At 71.6% G+C, this 19,159-nt stretch carries 18 protein-coding genes and 1 pseudogene; 11 read left to right on the top strand and 8 right to left on the bottom strand.

The genetic code is table 11. The features are described 5' to 3' along the window. Both BGM09_RS30705 and BGM09_RS30710 read right to left on the bottom strand, forming a co-directional pair. Positions 1-1,048 (bottom strand): annotated as a pseudogene (locus BGM09_RS30705) (lipopolysaccharide biosynthesis protein); the annotation flags it as partial. Then, complete coding sequence (locus BGM09_RS30710; RefSeq protein ID WP_317452962.1) at positions 1,045-2,361, bottom strand: glycosyltransferase; 1,317 nt, start codon at positions 2,359-2,361, stop codon at positions 1,045-1,047. The gene BGM09_RS30710 and the pseudogene BGM09_RS30705, both read right to left, overlap by 4 nt. A 218-nt stretch (positions 2,362-2,579) precedes the next feature. Here BGM09_RS30710 and BGM09_RS30715 point away from each other — a divergent pair, with 218 nt between their 5' ends. Further along, entirely contained in the window at positions 2,580-3,038 is a 459-nt protein-coding gene (locus BGM09_RS30715; protein WP_188284996.1) for an adenylyltransferase/cytidyltransferase family protein, read from the top strand. On the opposite strand, the gene BGM09_RS30720 is transcribed toward BGM09_RS30715, so the two are convergent. Beyond that, positions 3,016-3,699 (bottom strand): CDP-alcohol phosphatidyltransferase family protein, encoded by a 684-nt coding sequence (locus BGM09_RS30720; protein ID WP_188285136.1) that lies wholly within the window; start codon positions 3,697-3,699, stop codon positions 3,016-3,018. The genes BGM09_RS30715 and BGM09_RS30720 overlap by 23 nt on opposite strands. Positions 3,700-4,120: 421 nt before the next feature. On the opposite strand from BGM09_RS30720, the gene BGM09_RS30725 reads away from it, so the two are divergent. Both BGM09_RS30725 and BGM09_RS30730 read left to right on the top strand, forming a co-directional pair. After that, on the top strand, positions 4,121-4,927 hold the full coding sequence (locus BGM09_RS30725; protein WP_188284997.1) for a polysaccharide deacetylase family protein: 807 nt from the start codon (positions 4,121-4,123) through the stop codon (positions 4,925-4,927). Then, positions 4,927-6,204, top strand: a complete 1,278-nt coding sequence (locus tag BGM09_RS30730) for a hypothetical protein (protein WP_188284998.1) — start codon at positions 4,927-4,929, stop codon at positions 6,202-6,204. Before BGM09_RS30725 ends, BGM09_RS30730 begins: the two co-directional genes overlap by 1 nt. 87 nt (positions 6,205-6,291) lie before the next feature. On the opposite strand, the gene BGM09_RS30735 is transcribed toward BGM09_RS30730, so the two are convergent. Genes BGM09_RS30735 through BGM09_RS30745 form a run of 3 tightly spaced genes read right to left on the bottom strand, consistent with a single transcriptional unit; the run spans position 6,292 to position 8,975 of the window. Further along, entirely contained in the window at positions 6,292-7,392 is a 1,101-nt protein-coding gene (locus BGM09_RS30735) for a serine hydrolase domain-containing protein (protein WP_188284999.1), read from the bottom strand. Continuing rightward, positions 7,358-7,627, bottom strand: coding sequence for a hypothetical protein (locus BGM09_RS30740; RefSeq protein ID WP_188285156.1), 270 nt, complete (start codon positions 7,625-7,627; stop codon positions 7,358-7,360). Before BGM09_RS30740 ends, BGM09_RS30735 begins: the two co-directional genes overlap by 35 nt. A gap of 43 nt (positions 7,628-7,670) precedes the next feature. After that, positions 7,671-8,975 carry a multidrug effflux MFS transporter gene (locus tag BGM09_RS30745; protein WP_411158383.1) on the bottom strand — a complete coding sequence of 435 codons (1,305 nt, stop codon included), beginning with the start codon at positions 8,973-8,975 and terminating at the stop codon, positions 7,671-7,673. Positions 8,976-9,090: 115 nt separating this feature from the next. Between BGM09_RS30745 and BGM09_RS30750 the strand changes: the two genes are divergently transcribed. Then, positions 9,091-10,107 carry a Gfo/Idh/MocA family protein gene (locus BGM09_RS30750; RefSeq protein WP_188285000.1) on the top strand — a complete coding sequence of 339 codons (1,017 nt, stop codon included), beginning with the start codon at positions 9,091-9,093 and terminating at the stop codon, positions 10,105-10,107. Between the two features lie 99 nt (positions 10,108-10,206). Here BGM09_RS30750 and BGM09_RS30755 read toward each other — a convergent pair whose 3' ends face one another. Beyond that, on the bottom strand, positions 10,207-10,530 hold the full coding sequence (locus BGM09_RS30755; RefSeq protein WP_188285001.1) for a 4a-hydroxytetrahydrobiopterin dehydratase: 324 nt from the start codon (positions 10,528-10,530) through the stop codon (positions 10,207-10,209). Between the two features lie 74 nt (positions 10,531-10,604). Here BGM09_RS30755 and BGM09_RS30760 point away from each other — a divergent pair, with 74 nt between their 5' ends. Then, positions 10,605-11,360 (top strand): SDR family oxidoreductase, encoded by a 756-nt coding sequence (locus BGM09_RS30760; protein WP_188285002.1) that lies wholly within the window; start codon positions 10,605-10,607, stop codon positions 11,358-11,360. Between the two features lie 82 nt (positions 11,361-11,442). Beyond that, entirely contained in the window at positions 11,443-12,303 is an 861-nt protein-coding gene (locus BGM09_RS30765) for a PhzF family phenazine biosynthesis isomerase (RefSeq protein WP_188285003.1), read from the top strand. An 18-nt stretch (positions 12,304-12,321) separates the two neighbouring features. Here the strand turns inward: BGM09_RS30765 and BGM09_RS30770 are convergent, their stop codons facing one another. Next, a complete protein-coding gene (locus tag BGM09_RS30770; RefSeq protein WP_188285004.1) occupies positions 12,322-13,152 on the bottom strand; it encodes a methyltransferase domain-containing protein in 831 nt (276 codons plus the stop codon). Between the two features lie 160 nt (positions 13,153-13,312). Between BGM09_RS30770 and BGM09_RS30775 the strand changes: the two genes are divergently transcribed. From BGM09_RS30775 to BGM09_RS30795, 5 genes are all read left to right on the top strand, one after another. After that, the gene (locus BGM09_RS30775) at positions 13,313-14,152 is read left to right on the top strand and encodes a polysaccharide deacetylase family protein (protein WP_188285005.1); all 840 of its coding nucleotides are present in this window, start codon (positions 13,313-13,315) and stop codon (positions 14,150-14,152) included. Between the two features lie 53 nt (positions 14,153-14,205). Further along, entirely contained in the window at positions 14,206-15,201 is a 996-nt protein-coding gene (locus BGM09_RS30780; protein WP_188285006.1) for an acetylxylan esterase, read from the top strand. A gap of 440 nt (positions 15,202-15,641) precedes the next feature. Beyond that, on the top strand, positions 15,642-16,565 hold the full coding sequence (locus tag BGM09_RS30785; RefSeq protein ID WP_188285007.1) for a carbohydrate ABC transporter permease: 924 nt from the start codon (positions 15,642-15,644) through the stop codon (positions 16,563-16,565). Positions 16,566-16,567: 2 nt separating this feature from the next. Then, positions 16,568-17,533: a carbohydrate ABC transporter permease gene (locus BGM09_RS30790; protein ID WP_223187840.1), complete on the top strand. Its 966-nt coding sequence runs from the start codon at positions 16,568-16,570 to the stop codon at positions 17,531-17,533. A gap of 43 nt (positions 17,534-17,576) precedes the next feature. Next, a complete protein-coding gene (locus BGM09_RS30795; RefSeq protein ID WP_188285008.1) occupies positions 17,577-18,941 on the top strand; it encodes an ABC transporter substrate-binding protein in 1,365 nt (454 codons plus the stop codon). Positions 18,942-19,159: the final 218 nt, after the last annotated feature.

Raw genomic sequence — 19,159 nt, forward strand, 5'->3', positions numbered from 1 at the left:
CGCCCGCCGCGGTGTCGCTGCTGCCGCGCGGCGCGACGACCAGCAGCCGCCGCCGGTCGGCGAAGCGCTTGTCGTGGGCGAGCCGGAAGCCGACCGCGCGGTACTCCTCGGCGAGCCGTCCGCCGCTCTGCCCCTCGGCGAGCAGCGACGCGGGGCCGCTGCCGCGCTGGCGGCGGCCACGCGGCAGAGTGCCGAGCACCGGGGCGCCGAGCGTGCGCGTCACCTCGCCCTCGGAACGGACGGTCGGGTCGAAGACCAGCCTGACCCAGGCGCCCAGCAGGCCGAGCGCGATACCGACACCGCCGCCGAGGCCGAGCATCATCGGCAGTCCAGGACCCGCGGGGGCCTTGGGCGCCACACCGGGCCTGATGATCGAGCCGGGCGTGGTGTCCAGGGCGCGCAGGCCGCTGATGTTGCCGTTGAGTTCGAGGATGCGCGAGAGCAGGTTGGTCTGCTGTGTGGTCAGGGCGCTGATCACCTGGGCGTTGACGGTGTTGTCGATCTGCTTGAGCAGGTCGTCGCGCTGCTTGTTCAGCGGGTCGAGCTGGGCCTTGTAGCCATTGACCATCGTGTTGATGGTGGACTTGGTCTGCGCCTGCCGGTTCTCCAGATACGCCTTGGTGAAGGCGTTGACCCACAGCGCGGACTTGGCCGCGTTCCCGGTGCTGCACGTGAAGCGCAGCACGAGGGTGTTGGGCGGGTTGGTGACCTGGAGGCAGTGCTCCATGGCGTCGGACGGCGCCTTGACGATCTTCGCCGCCGCGTCGGAGACGGTGCTGCTGACCGCGGTCTGCCGCTCGGAGCCGATGTCGATGCCCTTGTCGGCGGAGGCGCCGGTGGCGAACGGGTCGACGGTGGCAGCCCTGATCCGTACCTCGCTGGTGGCCGCGTAGGAGTCGGCGCCGGTCAGCGCGAGCCAGGCGCCGCCGAACAGGCCGACCAGCACACCGGCCACGATCAGCGCCCGGTAGCGGATGAGCTGGCGGAACTGGTCGCGGAGCAGATCCGGTTCGTCCTGCGCCTCGGTGGCGCGCGTCGTGTCGCTCACTTGCCCACTGCCCCCTCGATCTCCCCGGTTCCCCCGGCCGTCCCGGGCTCCCGGGCCTCCCCGTCCTCAGGAGGCGTCTCGCGGGGCGCCCCCAGCGCCTCCGCGAGCAGTGCGTCGATCCGCGCGAGACCCGCCTCGCGGCTGAGATGCGCGTCCACGTACTCGGGCCCGCGCGCCCCCAGCGCGTCGGCCCTACCAGGATCATCGGCCAGAGCGCGTACTACGTCCAGCAGTGCACGCGGATCCTCCGGCGGTACGACGATTCCCGCCTCCGAGCGTTCCACTTCCTGGGCGGTGCCGCCCTCGGCCGCGACGGAGGCGACGACCGGCCGCCCGGCGGCGAAGTAAGAGGTGAGCTTGGAGGGGATGCTCATGTCGAGCACGGAGGCGCGCTGGGTGACCGCGAGCGCGTCGGCGGCGGCCAGCACGTCGGGGAAGTCGTCGTCATCGGCGGGCGGCGCGAATTCCAGGTTGGGCAGGCCGCCGGCCAGCGAGCGCAGGTGCTCGCGCTGGTTGCCGTCGCCCATCAGCACCACGCGCAGCGCCGGGTCGAGGCGTGCGGCCTCGACGAGCACTTCGAGGCCCTGCTTGAGGCCCATGTTCCCGGAGTGCAGCAGCACCGTCTGGCCCGGACGCCAGCCCAGCCTGGCGCGCATCTCCTCGCGCGGCCTGCTCGGGCGCTTGACGTGCGACCAGTTGGGCACCAGCCGTATTCGCTCCTCGGGCACGCCCATCGCGGCGACCTTGGCGACGAAGCTCTCGTGGATGACGCCGACCAGCGTGGCGCGCTTGAGCGCGTACGCCTCCACCGCGCCGGCCGCGGAGGCCGCCCTGCCGCCGCCGCGTATGCCGCTCTGCGCCGCCGCCGCGCCCATCAGGTCCTGTACGACGGGGATGTACGGGACGCCGTGCCGCCGGGCGATCCGGGCGCCGACCAGGCCGCCGCCGAGGCTGGGCATCTGGGCGATCACCGCGTCGGGGCGGTCCATCGCGGGCGGTGCGAGCAGGCCGTGGCCGAGCACGGTGGCCTCGAACAGGGCGCGGGTGACGGCGCTCTGGCGCGGCGGCACGAGGTGCTTGCGGCGGTGCACGCTGACCCCGGCGCGCTCTTCCTCGGTGCGCCACACCCGGGCGTACTCCGGGTCGAGCCGCCATGCCGGGTAGTGCGGCATACCGGCCAGGACGTGCACCTCGTCGCCGTTCGCCGCCCAGTGCTCGGCGATCTGTGTCGCGTACGGACCGATCCCGGCGTGCTCGGGCGCGTAATTCGTGGAGACCAGCAGCAGACGGCGGCGCGCGCCGGACTCAGCCACGGAGTGTTCCCTTCCCCCGGCGTCCCCAGACCCCCCAGAGACCGCCAATGACGAACAAGTGCCCACCCTAGCTGTTCACCAGGAGAGCACACGCCCGCTTACCATCGGTTGTACTTTCGCTAATCGCAGCTTGACCGCAACACGGCACGGCTATCGTCTGAGACTCCGCGACGCTGGGGAGCGTCGCACAGTTCACCGTACGACCGGGGGGTCGTTTTATGTCACATCGGGTCGGTTACGCGCCTGGGGTCTACGACCTCTTCCACGTGGGGCATCTCAACATCCTGCGGCACGCCCGCAGCCAGTGCGACTACCTGGTCGCGGGCGTCGTCTCGGACGAGATGGCGCAGCTCGCCAAGGGCCGCAGTCCCGTGGTGCCGCTGGTGGAGCGGCTGGAGATCGTCCGCAGCGTGCGCTTCGTGGACGCGGCCTTCGTCGAGACGGTGCCGGACAAGCTGGAGACCTGGCAGCAGGTCCGTTTCGACGTGCTGTTCAAGGGCGACGACTGGCGCGGTACGGACAAGGGCCGCCGTCTGGAGCGGGACTTCGCCACGGTGGGCGTGGAGATCGTCTACTTCCCGTACACCGTGCACACGTCGAGCACCCAGCTCCGCAAGGCGCTCGACGTGCTGACCGAGCCGGTTCAGCCCTCGGTCAGACCCTCCGAAGCTCTCTGAACCACTTGGTGAGGAAGGCCGCGAGGAAGAGCGCGTGCACGGCGAAGAGGACCAGGTATCCGGTCCTGAAGGCGCTCTGGCTGCCGAGCAGCAGGAAGACCAGGCAGAAGACGCCGTAGTCGACGGGCAGCAGGGCGACCGCGCGCAGCCGTGAGGGCGGCGCGGTCGCCGCCCCCTGACTCTTCGGTTCCTTCGGCTTGAGCTTGTCGGTGAGCAGGCCGCCGAAGAAGATCAGGACGGCGGCGAACTGGAAGCCCAGCGGCAGCAGCAGCCAGCCGTCGCCCGGCAGGTCGAAGTGCCGGTAGAAGGTGATCAGTACGGCCGCGTGCACGGCGGTGATCTTCGCGCAGTCCACGACGTGGTCGAGCCACTCCCCCGCCGGGCTGCCCGCCCCGAGCAGCCGGGCGAGCTGCCCGTCGGCGGAGTCGAAGGCGAAGCCGACCACCAGGCCCGCCCACACGGCGAGGGCCAGCGGCCACGAGGGGCGGCCGAGCGCGAGCGCGGCGACGGCCGCGCCGCTGAACACGGCGCTGACCAGGGTCACCTGATTGGGCGTCAGTCCGATCCGGTACGCCCCGGCGGCCAGCACCCGGCCGACCGGCCGGTTCACGTAACGGGAGTAGAGCGACACGCCCTTGGCGGTCTTCTGCGCGGCGCGCAGCCGCCGTACGGCGGTCAGGAATCCGGCGTCGCGGACGGGCGCGGTAAGCGTGCCGCGCGCTGTCCCGGCGGCCGTAGCGGAACCCGTACCGGGCGCCGTATCCACCGCCGCGCCGTCGTCCGCACCCGGCGTCGTCCCGCCGCCGACACCGCTGCCCGCACCGCTGCCCGCACCGCTGCCCGCACCAATACCGGCACCGTCGTCCGTCCCGGCGGTCGTCCCCGCCGTTGTCTCGGCCACGCAGCCCCCCACGCACCTCTTCGCGGTCACCCGCGGTCCACCCCCCGGTCACCGCGGCGCGGTGCCTTCGTCGGCCCATAATGGCAGGCGGCCCAGCGGACTGACTCATCCGTGCGACTCCGCGCGACGCGGGCCCGGTGACATGAGCCGAATACGGCGTTACGTCATAAAGTAATGCCCGATGTCCATCTCCCGCCGAAATCTGCTGCAAGTGACCGCGTCCGGGGCGCTGCTGGCCGGGTGCTCCGAAGGCCGTCCGTCCGGCGCCGCACCCGCCCCCGCGCCCGGCGCCGCGTCCTCGCCGTCCGCCGCCTACCGCTCTCCCTCTCCCTCTCCCGCCGAGCCGTCCCCGTCGGGCGCCACGTCCGCGCCGCCGCTGCCGTCCGGGCTGCCCGACCAGATCGAGCACGGCCCGCGCGACCGCGAGCGGCTCGCCCTCACCTTCCACGGCCAGGGCGAACCGGCGCTGGCCACCGCGCTGCTGGCCGAGGCGGAGAAGGCCGGGGCGCGGGTCACCGTGCTCGCGGTCGGCGCCTGGCTCGACACGTATCCGCGGCTCGCCCGCCGGATTCTGGACGGCGGCCACGAACTGGGCAACCACACCCAGACGCACGGCGACATCGGCGCGATGGACGCCGCCGCGGCCACGGCGGAGATCGAGGGCTGCGCCCGGCGGCTGACCGAGCTCACGGGCTCGCGGGGCCGCTGGTTCCGTCCGTCCCAGGCGCGGATGGCGACCCCGCTGGTGGTGGGCCTCGCCCGCAAGGCGGGTTACCCGCACGTGCTGTCGTACGACGTCGACCCGCTCGACTACACCGACCCGGGGGCCGACCGGGTGCGCGCAGCGGTGGCCGCCCAGGCCCGCGCGGGCTCGGTGGTCTCCCTGCACTTCGGGCACCCCGGCACGGTCGCCGCGCTGCCCGGGATCCTCGACGACCTGCACCGCCGGGGCCTCCGCGCGGTCACGACCTCGGAGCTGCTGACCTGATGCGCCGCATCCCGTTCCGTTCCCCGCACCCGGCCCCCGGCCACTCCCGCCCGTCCACGGTCTCCGCCCGCACGCTCCTCGTGGCGGGCGCCGCCACCGTCGCCGTACTCGCGGGCAGTGTGCTCACCGCGGGCTGCGGTACGACGACCGCGGGCGGGCACGCGCACGCGACCGCCTCCGCCAGGGCCGCCGAAGCCGCGGCCGGGGCGACACCGCGGTCCGCGCCGCGCGTCCCGGCCGCCGCGCAGGGCCTGCCGGGCATGCCGCCGCTGCTCGACCCGAAGGACGTCTACGCCGCCGACCGGCCGAACGCCCTGTCCCCCGTGGTGCGGAACTTCCCTTCGCGGGTCTATGTGCCGAACAGCGACTCCAACACGGTCTCGGTCATCGACCCGAAGACGTACAAGGTCATCAAGACCATCCCGGTCGGCGAGCAGCCGCAGCACGTGGTGCCGTCGTGGGACCTGAAGACGCTGTGGGTCAACAACGACGTCGGCAACACCCTCACCCCGCTCGACCCGGCCACCGGCAAGGCGGGCCCGACGGTCGACGTGCACGACCCGTACAACCTGTACTTCACGCCGGACGGCAAGTACGCGGTGGTGATGGCGTCGCTCGACCGCGAGCTGGTCTTCCGTGACGCGCACACCATGGCGGTCAAGAAGACCGTGCCGGTGAGCTGTTACGGCGTGAACCACGCGGACTTCTCACCCGATGGCCGGTACTTCATCGTCTCCTGCGAGTTCTCCGGCGAGCTGCTGAAGGTCGACACGGAGCAGATGAAGATCGTCGGCCAGCAGCGGCTGCCGTTCGAGGGCGCGATGCCGCAGGACGTGAAGATCTCGCCGGACGGCAAGACCTGGTACATCGCCGACATGATGGCCGACGGCGTGTGGGTGATGAACGGCGACACCTTCTCCAAGCCGACGCTGCTGCGCACCGGCAAGGGCGCGCACGGCCTGTACGTCTCGCGCGACTCGAAGGTGATGTACATCTCCAACCGCGGCGAGGGCTCGGTCTCGCTGCTCGACTTCGCCACCGGCAAGCTGGTCCGCAAGTGGCACATCGAGGGCGGCGGCAGCCCCGACATGGGCGGGGTGTCCGCGGACGGCAAGGTGCTGTGGCTGTCCGGGCGGTACGACGGCGAGGTGTACGCGATCGACACCGCCGACGGGCGCACCCTGGCGAAGATCCCGGTCGGCTCGGGACCGCACGGCCTGGCCGTCTACCCGCAGCCGGGCCGCTACTCGCTCGGCCACACCGGCATCTTCCGCTGAACGGCCTTACGTGCGTCGTCCGTTGAACACCCGCACGGGCGACCTGCGGTGAACGGCCGGACGGGCGGCCTGCGGTGAACGGGCCCGCTAAACGGGCCCCGCTGCTTCGGCCTTGAGGATCGCCCTGGCCAGTCCGGTCGCGGCGGCGGCGCGCGGCGCGCTGCCGTCGCGCCAGGTCCTGGTCGGGTGCACGGAGTTGGCGAGCAGCACGAGGAAGCTGTCGCTCTCCGGGTCGACCACGAGGCTCGTGCCGGTGAAACCGGTGTGCCCGTACGCGCCGCGCCCGGCCAACTCGCCCATGAACCACGCCTGGTCGGTCTCGAAGCCGCCCCAGGGCCCGCCCCGGTCGAGCAGCGCCCGGCAGAACAGCGCCAGGTCCCAGGCCGTCGAGAACAGCCCGGCGTGCCCGCTGACCCCGCCCATCGCGTACGCGTTCTCGTCGTGCACGCTCCCGCGCACCATGCCGCGGTCGAGCCTGCCCCACGGCCGCCGCTGGTCCTCGGTGGCCGCGATCCGCGACAGCGCGGCGGACGGCGGGTTGAAGCCGGTGTCGAGCATGCCGAGGGGGCCGGTGACCTCCTCGCTGATCAGCACCGCGAGCGGGCGTCCCGTGGCGGCCTCCAGCGCGTACTGGACCGCGACGAGGTTCAGGTCGGAGTAGACCCGCAGGGTGCCCGGCGGGTGCACCGGCTCCTCGTCCCACAGCATCCGCGCCCGGCCCCGCGCCGTCGGCCGGTCGTAGAAGGGCAGTTCGGGGCGGAGGCCCGAGGTGTGGTCGAGGAGCTGCCGTACGGTGATCGCGCCCTTGCCCGCAGCGCCGAACTCCGGCACGTACGCGGCGACCTCGCGGTCCTGGTCGAGGTGGGCAGCGGCGACGGTGGCCGTGAAGAGCTTGGTGAGCGAGGCCAGGTCGAAGACGGTGTCCTCGCGCATCGGCACCCACCGCTCGCGCGGCAGCTCGACGCCGACGTCCGCGCTCTCGTCGTACGCGCCGTAGCGCACCGCCCAGCCGACCGCCTCGTGCAACGCGACGGTCCTGCCCCGGCCGGCCAGCACGACGGCGCCCGCGCACCAGGGGTGCGCGGGCGCCGGGCGCGTGTACGCGGCCAGCGCGGGGACGATACGGCTCAGTTCTGCGGCGTCGAGACCCGCCTCAGGGCAGGTACCTCTCGACAGCGGCGGCGCCATGTTCCTCCAGTGCTCTGCGGGCCTTCTCGATCCGTTCCGGCGTGGGCTCACGGCCGGAGAGCAGTACCAGGTCCTCCGGGCTCACCGAGCCGTCGGCCGCCCCCTCCGCGCCCGTGTGCAGGGAGCTGTCGGCGCTCTTGAACGCCCATGTGCGCGCGTCGTCGCCAGGCTCGGCGAGCCGGTCGGTACGCGCGCCCACGCTCTGGCCGGGGCTCTCGTCCGCGGTATCGGACATCGCATCCTCCTGATGGCCCGCGCCGTGATCCGCCGGACAGGCCCTAGGGTCCCTCCACGGTACGACGCCCGCGCACGCACAGCCCGACGAAGCAGGCGACGGCCACGAGTGCGCAGGTCAACTGCACGAGGGCCATCGGCACCGCGGTGCCGTCACCGGCCACCGCGGCCAGCGGCGACGCGAGGGCGCCGATCAGGAAGGACGAGGTGCCCACCAGTGCGGACGCCGAGCCCACGTCCCGCCTGACGCGCAGCAGCGCCAGCGTGTTCGCGGTGGGCAGGGTCAGGCCCATCGACGCCATCAGCACGAAGAGCGCGGCGGAGACGGCGGGCAGTCCCGCCCGGCCGAAGACGCCGGTGGTCAGCAGCACCAGCGCCACCGAGGCGGCGGTGACCAGCGCGAGCCCGATCGTGAGGATCTTCTCCATCGCGACCCGGCCGACCAGCACCTTGCCGTTGAGCTGGCCCACGCCGACGATGCCGATCGAGTTCAGCCCGAACAGCAGGCTGAAGGTCTGCGGCGAGGCGCCGTAGATGTCCTGGATGACGAAGGCGGACGCGGACACGTAGGTGAACAGCGCCGCGAAGGCGAAGCTGCCCGAGAGCACGTAACCGGTGAAGATCCGGTCGCCGAGCAGCCGCTTGACCGCGCCGAAGGTGCCCAGCAGCCCGCCGGAGTGCCGGCGCTCGGGCGGCAGCGTCTCGTGCAGCCAGCGCCACACCACCAGGGTGAGCAGGACGCCGATCACGGTGAGGACGGCGAAGACGCCGCGCCAGTCCGTGATCCGCAGGATCTGGCCGCCGATCACCGGGGCGACGATCGGGGCGACGCCGGAGATCAGCATCAGGGTGGAGAAGAAACGGGCCATCTCCACGCCGTCGTAGAGGTCGCGGACGACCGCGCGGGCGATGACGATGCCCGCCGCGCCCGCCAGGCCCTGGATCAGCCGGAAGGTGATCAGCAGGCCGGCCGAGGGCGCGAAGGCGCAGACGGCGGTGGCGAGGATGTAGATGACCATGCCGGTCAGCAGGGGACGGCGGCGTCCCCAGCGGTCGCTGAGCGGCCCGACCACGAGCTGGCCGAGCGCCATGCCCGCGAGGCAGGCGGTGAGGGTGAGCTGCGCCGTCGCCGCGGTGCTGTGCAGGGCGTCGGTGACCTGGGGCAGCGCGGGCAGATACATGTCCATCGACAACGGCGGCACCGCGGTGAGGCCGCCGAGAACGAGTGTGACGAGCAGGCCGGTACGGCGCTGCGTGCCGATGGTCGGGGTAGGGGTGGTGGTGTGGGTGGTGGTGACATCGGTGATGTCAGCGGTGTGCGCGGGTATGGGCGGCCCGGCGTCCTGCACGGCACTCTCCGTAGGTGGTAGTTGAACCGTTCTCTATCCTTCCAGTGATCGCGCACGACCGAGACCACGTTCGAGACCACGTTTTGACCCTGACCGACGAGTGGGAGACCGACCGATGAGCGACGACGGCGTACGGACCATCCGCTGGGGCATCCTGGCGACCGGCGGGATCGCCGCCACCTTCACCGAGGCGTTGCTGACGCTGCCGGACGCGGAGGTCGTCGCCGTGGGCTCGCGCACCCTCGAAGGCGCGAAGGCGTTCGCCGAGCGGTACGGGATCGCGCGCGCGTACGGCTCCTGGGCGGAGCTGGCCGCGGACGACGGGGTCGACGTGGTGTACGTCGCCACGCCGCACTCCGCGCACCGCGAGGCGACCGGGATCTGCCTGGAGGCCGGGCGGGCCGTGCTGTGCGAGAAGGCGTTCACCATCAACGCCCGTGAGGCGCACGAGCTGGTGGACCTCGCCCGCGACCGCGGCCTGTTCCTCATGGAGGCCATGTGGATGTACTGCAACCCGCTGATCCGGCACATGCTCGCGCTCATCGCCGAGGGCCTGATCGGTGAGGTGCGGGACGTCTCGGCCGCCTTCGGTTTCTCCGGGGACTTCCCCGCCACCCACCGGCTGCGCGACCCCGACCAGGGCGGCGGCGCCCTGCTCGACCTCGGTGTCTACCCGGTCTCCTTCGCCCAGCTCCTGCTCGGCGAACCCGACGAGATCCAGGCGTGGTCGCACCTCACGCCCGAGCGCGTGGACGACAACACCGGCATCGTCCTGGGCTGGAACGACGGCGCTGTCGCCACGTTGACCTGCTCCATCACCGCCGACACCGGCGCCCGCGCCGTCGTCACCGGCAGCGCCGGGCGGATCGAACTCCCCGAGGGCTTCTTCAACCCCGAGCGTTTCGTCGTCCACCGTCAGGGCGAGGAGCCCCGCACCGTCCTGTTCTCCGACGTCGTCGCCGACGGCCTCACCCGCGGCACGATGGCCTACGAGGCCGCCGAAGTCATGCGCTGCCTGCGCGCCGACGAACTCGAGTCCCCCCTCGTCCCCCTCGCCGGCTCCCTCTCCATCATGCGAACCCTCGACACCATCCGCGAACACACCGGCGTCACCTACCCCGGCGTCGACTAGCCGGGTGTCTCCGGTCGCTCGCCCTGCGCAGGGCCCCTCAAAGGATCGGCGCGGCGCCCTGCGCCAACGCGACGCCTCGGCAGGCCGCCTGAGTGCGACTCAGGCGGCGGAGTGGGCCGGGGCGACGGCCTCGATGCGGGAGGCGAGGTCGAAGTCCTTGGCGGTGAGGCGCCCGCCGGCGGCATGGGTGGTGAGGGCCACCGTCACGGTGTCGTAACCGAGCGTCAGGTCCGAGTGATGGTCCAGCTCCGCTTGGATCCCCGCGATGTGCAGCGCGAAGATCGCGGCGGGAAGGTGCGGCAGCCGGTAGACCCGCCGGAGCGTGGCAGCGGCGCCGTCACCGCCGGGCAGCACCTCCCAGCCGGGAAGCCCGGCGAGCCGCGCGGCCACCTGGTCGGACGAGAGCGGTTCGGCGTAGGGCATCCGGGGTCCTCCTCGGAAAAGGGGCGGGCGGGCGAATTCATGCTCGCACCGCCCAGCGCATAATCTGCGGTGCCATGAGCGAGAACGAGCGAGTCGCGGTCGTCACGGGTGCGGGTTCGGGCATCGGCCGGTCCGTCGCGGTGGAACTGGCGGCGGCGGGCTGGACGGTACTGCTGGCGGGCCGCCGCGAGAAGGCGCTGGCGGAGACCGCGGAGCTGGCGGCAGCAGGACCCGGACGGACACTGACCGTACCGACCGACGTCACCCGCCCGGAGGACGTGGAGCGGCTGTTCGCGCGGGACACCGCCCCCGGCCGCCTGGACCTGCTGTTCAACAACGCCGGAATGTTCGGCCCGCCGGTCCCGGTCGAGGACCTGTCGTACGACGAGTGGCGCGCCGTCGTGGACGTGAATCTGCACGGCGCGTTCCTGTGCGCGCAGGCCGCGTTCCGGCGGATGAAGGACCAGGACCCGTCCGGCGGCCGGATCATCAACAACGGCTCAATCTCGGCCCACGTCCCGCGCCCGCACAGCATCGCGTACACCGCGACCAAGCACGCCATGACGGGGCTGACCAAGTCGCTGTCGCTGGACGGCCGTCCGTACCGCATCGCCTGCGGCCAGATCGACATCGGCAACGCGGCGACCGAGATGACGGCCCGGATGCGGACCGGGATTCTCCAGGCGAACGGCACCACGGCCGTCGAGCCGGTGATGGACGTCGCCGACGTGGCCCGTACGGTGCGGCACATGGCCGAACTGCCGCTGGAGGCGAACGTGCAGTTCGCGACGGTGACGGCGACGACGATGCCGTTCATCGGACGCGGCTGAGGACACGGCTGCGGGCGCGCCGCGCCCGGCGGCGGCGACGGCCACGGGAATAGGCGCGGGACGGCGCCGGGTTGGAGCGGTCATGACGACACCGACGGGGCCCGGCATCCTGCGCTACACGGCCTTCTCCGACGACCCCGCGGGCGGCAACCCCGCCGGGGTCGTACTCGACGCCTCGGCGCTCGACGCCCCCGGCATGCTGGCCGTCGCCGCCAGCGTCGGCTACTCGGAGACCGCCTTCGTCACGGCCACGGACGGCCGCACGCTGACCGTGCGGTACTTCAGCCCGAAGGCCGAGGTCTCCTTCTGCGGCCACGCCACCCTCGCCACCGCCGTGGCGGTGGCGGAACGCGTCGGCGCGGGCGACCTGCTGTTCCGCACCCCGGCGGGCGACGTGCCGGTCACCGTCTCGACCGGCCCTGACGGTACGCCGCTGGCGACGATGACCAGCGTCGAACCGTACGTCGAGGACATCGCGCCCGACGCGCTCGCCGAGGCGCTGGCCGCCCTCGACTGGCCCGCCGCCGACCTCGACCCGGCCTTCCCGCCCCGGGTCGCGTACGCGGGCGCCCGCCACCTGGTGCTGGCCGCCGCCACCCGCGAGCGGCTGGCCGACCTCGACTACGACTTCGACCGGCTCGCCGCCCTGATGACCGCCGTGGACCTGACCACCGTCCAACTCCTTTGGCGCGAGAGCCCGTCGGTCTTCTATGTCCGCGACCCGTTCCCGGTCGGCGGTGTGGTCGAGGACCCGGCGACCGGCGCCGCCGCGCTGGCCCTGGGCGCGTATCTGCGCGACCTCGGCCTGGTCGCCCCGCCGGCCACCCTCACCCTCCACCAGGGCCACGATCTCGGCCGCCCGGCCACCCTCACGGTCACCGTCCCGCCGCCCGCGACCCCGTACATCCAGGTCACGGGCACAGCCGTCCCGATCCCGGCGTAAGGCCCCCGTCCGGGCGGGTCAGGCCGCTTCCTTCTCCCATACCGAGACGTGCCGGGCGCTGTCCTGCGTGAACGGCTCGCGCGACCAGTCCGCCCAGCGCTCCCGCAGCCGCATGCCCGCCAGTCGGGCCATCAGGTCCAGCTCGGCGGGCCAGACGTAGCGGAACGGCGTCGAGGTGACCTGTCCCCTGCCGTCCTCGGTGACCGTCACGTAGTGGCAGGTCGCGTCCTGCGTGACCGTGTCGTAGACGGTGTACGAGCAGCCGTCGGGGCCGGTGTGGAACGGCACGACGTTCTGTCCGTGCGGGATCTTCCGCAGCTCGGGGACCATGACCTCCACGACGAACCGCCCGCCGGGGCGCAGGTGCGCCGCAGCGTTGCGGAAGCAGGCGACCTGTGACTCCTGCGTGGCGAGGTTCATGACGGTGTTGAACACCAGGTAGGCCAGCGCGTATCCGCCGCCGTCACCTTCGCCGTTCGCGTTCCCGTTCCCGTCCGTGTTCCCCTTCGCCGCCGCGTTCGCGTCCGCCGTCGTCGTCGCGATGTCCCCGATCGTGACGGGGATGTCCCGTCCGCCGGGCTTGGCCCGCAGCCGGGCCACCATCGCGCGCGACATGTCGATGCCCGCCACCGGCACACCGCGCTCGGCGAGCGGCACCGCGATCCGCCCGGTCCCGATGGCCAGTTCCAGCGCCCGCCCGCCGCCGGCCTGGTCCGCGAGAAAGTCCACGGTCCGCCGCACCACGCCCGGATCGAACTCGTCACCCTCACTCGCGTCGTACCGCCCGGCCACGTCTTCGCCGAAGTACCCGTCGTCATGTGCGCCGTCATGTCCGTCGTCAGTGCTCACGTGCCGGACGCTAACCCGATCCCCGGGACGGCCGCGCCCGGTTATTCCCGGCCACCCGCGCTGTTCCGGCCGGGGGCCGTGAGGTGGGCGGACACGGCGTGGATAGAGTGCTCGACGGTCCGCGCGAGCGGGCGTCCGTCACGACGAGGGGAACTCGCGCATGCGCGGCACGACCGGGGCACGCAGGGCCGGAACCGGGGCCAGGGCCGGGCGGCGGGTGCGGCTCGGGGCCGCGGTCGTGGTCACGGCGGCGCTGGGGCTCGGGCTGGCCGGGTGTAACGGGTACCAGAGCACGTCGCCGTCAGCCGCGCGCGAGCATACGGCGGCGGACGGCAGGACGGCCGCCTTCGCGCAGGCGGCGGACGGGCCCGTGGACTGCCGGAAGGCGAAGTGCGTGGCGCTGACCTTCGACGCGGGGCCGAGCGTGCGCGCGCCGCAGATCATGAGCATCCTGCGGAAGTACCACGTGCACGCGACCTTCTTCACGCTCGGCAAAAACCACGTGATGAAGCACCCGCAGATGGTGCGGGACATGGTGGCGCAGGGCGACGAGGTGGAGACGCTGACCTGGTCCCACCAGATCCTCACCAAGATCAGCTCGTCCGAGATCCGCAAGGAGATCACCGAGGGGCGGGACGCGGTGCAGAAGGTCACCGGTGTCCGGCCGATGCTGCTGCGCCCGCCGCAGGGCCGTACGAGCAGCAAGGTGACGGCCATCGCGCGGGACCTGGGCATGGCGGAGGTGGAGTGGAGCGCCAACGGCCAGGACTACCGGACCACCGACTCCGCGCTGATCGCCAAGCGCATCCTCAAGCAGACCAAGCCGGACGGCATCATCCTGCTGCACGATCTGGTCGACCCGACGGACAAGGGCTACAACGGCACGGTCGCCTCGGTCGCGCCGATCATCTCCACGCTCCAGGCCCGCGGCTACACCTTCGTCACCGTCTCCCAACTCCTCGCGCCGGGCACACCGCAGCCCGGCAAGGTCTACAAGTAGCCACGCCCCGAACGACGTTCACAGCAAAGCCCTGACTGCCGAAGGCGGACCCGATGGCCCTGTTCGACCTGCCCCTCGACGAACTCCGCGCGTACCGCAGCCGGTCCGCGGAGCCCGCCGACTTCGACGCCTTCTGGTCGCAGACCCTGGAGGAGGCCCGCGCGCACCCGCTCGACGCGCGGTTCGAGCCGGTACGGACCGGGCTCTCGACGGTCGACGTGTACGACGTCACCTTCGCGGGCTTCGGCGGCCAGCCGGTCAAGGGCTGGTTCGTGGCGCCCGCCCACGCGGCCGAACCCCTGCCGCTGCTGGTCGAGTTCGTCGGCTACGGCGGTGGCCGCGGCCTGCCGCACACCCATCTGCTGTGGGCCTCGGCCGGTTTCGCGCACCTGGTGATGGACACCCGTGGCCAGGGCAGCGGTTGGTCGACCGGTGACACCCCGGACGAGGCGGGCAGCGGGCCCGCCGTCCCCGGTTTCATGACCCGTGGCATCGAGGACCCGCGATCCTTCTACTACCGCCGGGTGTTCACCGACGCGGTACGCGCCGTCGAGGCGGGCCGCGCGCACCCGCTGACCGACGCCGCGCGTACGGTCGCGCTCGGCACCAGCCAGGGCGGCGGGATCACGCTGGCCGTCGCGGGACTCGTACCGGACCTGGCGGCCGTCGCCCCCGACGTCCCCTTCCTGTGCGACTTCCCGCGCGCCATCCGGCTCACCGACCGCGACCCGTACCGCGAGGTGGGCCGCTACCTCAACACCCACCGCGCGAGCGTCGACCGGGTCACCCGGACCCTGTCCTACTTCGACGGCGTCCACTTCGCGGCTCGCGCCAACGCCCCCGCCCTCTTCTCCACCGCGCTCGAAGACCAGACGTGCCCGCCGTCCACCGTCTTCGCCGCCTTCAACGCGTACGCGCACGCCGACAAGCAGATCGAGATCTACGACTTCAACGGTCACGAGGGCGGCGGCCCCCACCAAGAGGCCACCCGCCTCGACTGGCTCCCCAACCACCTCACCCCGCGCCACCCGACCCCCTCCGAGGACTAGACCCTCACCTCCGCGCATGAGGACGCGCCCGTCAGAGGGCGGGCCCCGCCTCAGCCTTGCGCACGAGGACGCGCCCCGTCAGGGGCGCGGGGAACTGCGCGGCCCGCCCCCACCGGCCCGGTGGTCGGGACACGACGCGTCTGCCCCCTTGGAGCCGGTTCTCAAGCCGCGCCGCCGCGACGGCTGATCGCGCAGTTCCTCGCGCCCCTGACGGGGCACCCTCGTGCGCAAGACCCGCGCAAGAGCCGCGCAAGGCCCGCGCAAGGCCCGCGAGGGCCACGCGAAGGCGCACCACCCCACACGCAACCCCAACCCGGAGGGTTGACGGCAGAGACCTCCGATGTCAGCATCGCGTCCATCAATGTTTGCGCAAACGTGGAGAGCGATCGACCCCCCGATGTTTGCGCAACCTTCTCGCTGGACGACGTGAAGGACAGGTCATGGCTGTGTTGTCACCCCCCTCGGCCGGGGGGCGGGCCCGGCGGCGCGGGCGGAGTCCCCGGAGCCGCCGCTGGGTCGGGTGGGGCTTCGTCGGACCGTTCCTGATCGTGTTCGCGCTGGTCTTCCTCGCGCCGATCGCGTACTCGATCTACCTGAGCCTGTTCCGGGACCGGCTGATCGGCGGCAACTCCTTCGTCGGCCTCGACAACTACCAACAGGCCCTGCACGACCACGAGTTCTGGTCGGGTCTCGGCCGGGTCGCGCTCTTCCTCGCGGTCCAGGTGCCGATCATGCTCGGCATCGCGCTGCTGGTCGCCCTCGCGCTGGACAGCGGGCGCCTCTACGGGCGGGACTTCTTCCGGATCTCGATCTTCCTGCCGTACGCGGTCCCCACCGTCGTCGCCACCTTGATGTGGGGCTTCATGTACGGCAACCGCTTCGGCCTCGTCGCCAGCCTCAACAAGCACCTGCACCTGGGGCTGCCCGACCCGCTCTCGCCCGGCTGGGTGCTCGCCAGCATCGGCAACATCAACACCTGGGAGTTCACCGGCTACAACATGCTGATCTTCTACTCCGCGCTGCACGTGATCCCCCGCGCCCTCTACGAGGCCGCCGAGATCGACGGCGCGGGGCAGCTCCGGGTGATCACCTCGATCAAACTCCCGGCGATCCGGGGCGCGTTGGTGATCGCGACGATCTTCTCGGTGATCGGCAGCTTCCAGCTCTTCAACGAGCCCAGCATCCTCAAGAACCTGGCGCCGAACGCGATCACGACGTACTTCACGCCGAATCTCTACACGTACTCGCTGTCCTTCTCCGGCCAGCAGCACAACTACGCCGCGACCATCGCCATCGTCATGGGTCTCGTCACGATGGCCGTCGCCTACGCCGTGCAGTTGCGCGGTATGCGGAAGGAGGCGTGACGATGGCCTCCCGCACCAGCACCGCGCCGCGTATGCGCACCCGGCCCGACCCCGCCCGCGCCCGCCTCCGCGCGGACCGCGCCGGCCGTACGGAGCGCCCCGCGCGCCGCCGCCACTCCCCCGACAAGCCGCGCCGCAGCGTGCTGTTGACGGTGCTGACGTCGCTGATGGTGATCTACACCCTGGTCCCGCTGGCCTGGCTGTTCATCAACTCCACCAAGACACAGCCCAAGTTGCTCGACTCCTTCGGCCTGTGGTTCAGCGGGCGCTTCGCGCTCTGGGACAACGTCCGCGACACGTTCACGTACCACGACCACATCTTCGTGCGGTGGCTGCTCAACACCCTGCTGTACGTGGTGCTGGGCGCGGGCGGCGCCACCGCGCTGGCGGTGGTGGGCGGTTACGGCCTGGCGAAGTTCCGCTTCCCCGGCAAGCGCGGGGTGTTCGCCGTGGTGATCGGCGCGGTCGCCGTGCCCGGTGCGGCGCTCGCGGTGCCGACCTTCCTGATGTTCAGCAAGATGGGCCTGACCAACACCCCCTGGGCGGTGATCATTCCGTCCCTGGTCTCGCCGTTCGGCCTCTATCTGATGTGGGTGTTCGCCTCCGAGGCCATCCCGGACGAACTGCTGGAGGCGGCCCGCGTCGACGGCTCGGGCGAGATCCGCACGTTCTTCAGGATCAGCCTGCCGCTGCTGGCCCCCGGCATCGTCACCGTGCTGCTCTTCACCGTGGTCGCGACCTGGAACAACTACTTCCTGCCGCTGATCATGATCAAGGACCCGAACTGGTACCCGCTCACCATCGGCCTCAACTCGTGGAACGCGCAGGCCGCCACCGTCGGCGGACAGCCCGTCTTCAACCTGGTCATCACCGGATCGCTGATCACCATCGTGCCGCTCATCGCGGCCTTCCTGCTCCTCCAGCGCTACTGGCAGTCGGGACTGGCCGCCGGAAGCGTCAAGGAATGACCACCGCGGATCGACCACCACCCTCACAACGGAGTGACCTGTCATGAAGAGAACCGCACGACACCACTGGGCGCCGGGCATCGCGCTGCTCGCCGTCACCGCGCTGGCGCTGACCGCCTGCGGCTCGTCCGACTCCGGGTCCGGGTCCGACACCGGATCGGGCTCCGGCTCGGGCAAGACCTCGGCCTCCGACGTGCAGGCCGCGCTCGACAAGGGCGGGTCGATCACCGTCTGGGCGTGGGAGCCGACGCTGAAGCAGGTGGTCACCGACTTCGAGGCCAAGTACCCCAAGGTGAAGGTGAAGCTGGTCAACGCCGGTACCGGCAACGACCAGTACACCGCGCTCCAGAACGCCGTGCAGGCGGGCAAGGGCGGCCCGGACGTCGCGCAGATCGAGTACTTCGCGCTGAGCCAGTTCGCCCTCGGCAAGTCCGTCGCCGACCTGACGCCGTTCGGCGCGAAGGACCTGGAGAAGACGTACTCGCCGGGACCGTGGAACTCGGTGAGCGTGGACGGCGGGATCTACGGGCTGCCGATGGACTCGGGGCCGATGGCGCTGTTCTACAACAAGAAGGTCTTCGACCAGTACAAGATCGCGGTGCCGACGACCTGGGACGAGTATCTGGACGCCGCGCGCAAGCTGCACCAGGCCGACCCCAAGGCGTACATCACGAGCGACACCGGCGACGCGGGCATGACCACGAGCCTGATCTGGCAGGCCGGCGGCCACCCGTACAAGGTGGACGGCACCAAGGTGACGGTGAACTTCGCCAGTGACCCGGGCACCGCCGAATTCACCGCCGTGTGGCAGAAGTTGATCTCCGAGCACCTGCTGTCCCCGGTCACTCCGTGGAGCGACCAGTGGTACAAGGGCCTGTCGGACGGGACGATCGCGACGCTGGCCACCGGCGCCTGGATGCCCGCCAACTTCACCTCCGGTGTCCCCGCCGCCTCGGGCAACTGGCGCGCCGCGCCGCTGCCGCAGTGGCAGAAGGGCCAGAACACCAGCGCGGAGAACGGCGGCAGTTCGCTGGCCGTCATGAAGGACGGCTCCCACAAGGAACTCGCCTACGCCTTCCTCCAGTACGCCGACCAGGGCGCCGGCGTGCAGACCCGGATCAAGGGCGGCGCCTTCCCCGCGACGACCGCGGACCTCGACTCCTCGGCCTTCCTGGACACCGCCTTCCCGTACTTCGGCGGCCAGCAGGCCAACAAGATCTTCTCCGCCTCCGCGAAGGCCGTGGTGCCCGGCTGGTCCTACCTGCCCTACCAGGTCTACGCCAACTCCGTCTTCAACGACACCGTCGGCAAGGCGTACGTCTCCGGCACCCCGCTGGCAGGCGCCCTGAAGACCTGGCAGGACTCCTCCGTCAAGTACGGCGAGGACCAGGGCTTCAGCGTCGGCTGACCCGCGTCCCGGAAGGATCGTCATGACCCCGCTCAGCCCCGCCCACGCCGGGAAACCGCCGGTCGGCGGGGCGACGCGGCCGGACCTAGACTTCGGGTGTCCGACCGCCGTGAACGATGCGATGAGGTACAACACTCACAGTGGAAGACATCAACGAGACCGGGCGGCCGGGCGGCGAGAGCGCGTTCGGCGCGCGGACCACGGGCGGCACGAGCGGC

Source organism: Streptomyces sp. CBMA29 (assembly GCF_014596445.1).
Taxonomy (GTDB): domain Bacteria; phylum Actinomycetota; class Actinomycetes; order Streptomycetales; family Streptomycetaceae; genus Actinacidiphila.